The sequence below is a fragment of the Actinospineispora acaciae DSM 45401 genome, assembly GCF_000620785.1.
Classification (GTDB): domain Bacteria; phylum Actinomycetota; class Actinomycetes; order Mycobacteriales; family Pseudonocardiaceae; genus Pseudonocardia; species Pseudonocardia acaciae.
The window spans coordinates 1-1201 of the sequence record NZ_JIAI01000093.1; the positions used below are offsets into that span (position 1 = coordinate 1).

Here is a 1201-nt window from a genome sequence, read left to right on the forward strand (position 1 = left end):
CTCGGGCGCAGGTAGTCCTCGGCCAGCTCGGCGATCCAGTCGACCAGCAGCGCGAGCACGGCGACCAGCACCGAGCCGGTGACCAGTACGAGGTTCCGGTTCGACGAGATGCCGTTGTTGATCACATCGCCGAGGCCGCCGGCGCCGATGAAGGTGGCCAGCGCGACGGTGCCCACGGTGATCACCAGCGCGGTCCGGATGCCGGCCAGGATCACCGGCACGGCCAGTGGCATCTCGATGCGCCACAGGGTGCCGCGTTTGGTCATGCCCATGCCCCGGGCCGCCTCGACCACGGAGGAGTCCACCTGTTGCAGCCCGACCATGGTGTTGCGCAGCACCGGCAGCAGCCCGTAGATCACCAGGGTCATCACCGCGATGGTGTTCACCCCGACGGCGACCAGGACGACGGCGAACAGCACGATCAGGCCGATGGACGGGATGGCCTGGCCGATGTTCGCCAGCGCGAGCACCGGGCCGGCCACGCCCCGCGCGCCCGGCCGGGTCAGCGCGATGCCGAGCGGGATCGCGATCAGCAGAATGAGCACCGCCGCGACCGCGGTCAGCTCCAGGTGCTTGACGGTGCGGCTGCCCAGGTAGTCGGCGTTGAGGCTGCGGGCCTCGATGCTGTCCAGCGGCTGGGCGCGGACGTAGAGCCACAGCGCGAGCAGCACCAGGCCGAGCACCACCGGGGTGACGACCTTGCGGACGGTCATTGCGGATCGTCCTGATGGATGAGCTGGCGGACGGTCTCGATGTCCAGCACGCCCCGGTAGCGGCCGTGGTCGTCGACCACCACGGTGGCGGAGCGGTTGGAGGAGAGCATGCCGTCCAGCGCGTCGAACAGGGTGTCGTCTGGCCGTATCCGGGCGGAAACCGGGACGCCCTGGGTGAGCATGGTGGTGTCGGTGCCGGCCACGTCGGAGGGCACCCAGCCGACCGGCCGGCGCGCGGTGTCGAGCAGGACGGCCCAGCCGTGGCGGGACTCTCGGGCCACCCCGAGCACGGTGTCGCCGCCGGCCAGTGCGCAGGGCCAGCGGGGGACCTGGACCTCTTTGGTGCGGGTCAGGGAGAGCCGGCGGATGGAGGCGCCCCGGCCGACGAAGTCCGTCACGAACTCGTCGGCGGGGTCGGACAGGATCCGTTCGGGGGTGTCGTACTGGGCGATGACGGCGCCGACGTTGAGGATCGCGATCCGGTCGCC

2 protein-coding genes are annotated in these 1201 nt (G+C 71.0%); both read right to left on the reverse strand.

The features are described from left to right. The coding region (locus N912_RS0148285) for an ABC transporter permease (RefSeq protein ID WP_028928030.1) at positions 1 to 713 on the reverse strand (713 nt) is incomplete at its 3' end. Further along, positions 710 to 1201: CBS domain-containing protein (locus N912_RS65005; RefSeq protein WP_028928031.1), on the reverse strand; the 492-nt coding region annotated here is incomplete at its 5' end. The genes N912_RS65005 and N912_RS0148285, both read right to left, overlap by 4 nt.